Source organism: Lactobacillus nasalidis, assembly GCF_016587775.1.
Lineage (GTDB): Bacteria > Bacillota > Bacilli > Lactobacillales > Lactobacillaceae > Lactobacillus > Lactobacillus nasalidis.
In genome coordinates this window covers 1-287 of sequence record NZ_BOCG01000576.1, presented here as the reverse complement: position 1 = coordinate 287, position 287 = coordinate 1, and the positions used below count along the sequence as shown (strand labels likewise).

At 50.9% G+C, this 287-nt stretch carries 1 rRNA gene; it reads left to right on the top strand.

The features are described from left to right. Positions 1 to 3: 3 nt before the first annotated feature. Positions 4 to 287, top strand: a 16S ribosomal RNA gene (locus tag lacNas_RS10900); the annotation flags it as partial.

The window sequence follows — 287 nt, the reverse complement described above, 5'->3', positions numbered from 1 at the left end:
TTTCAAATTGAGAGTTTGATCCTGGCTCAGGACGAACGCTGGCGGCGTGCCTAATACATGCAAGTCGAGCGAGCTGAATTCAAAGATTCCTTCGGGATGATTTGTTGGACGCTAGCGGCGGATGGGTGAGTAACACGTGGGCAATCTGCCCTAAAGACTGGGATACCACTTGGAAACAGGTGCTAATACCGGATAACAACATGAGTCGCATGACTCAAGTTTGAAAGGCGGCGCAAGCTGTCACTTTAGGATGAGCCCGCGGCGCATTAGCTAGTTGGTGAGGTAAC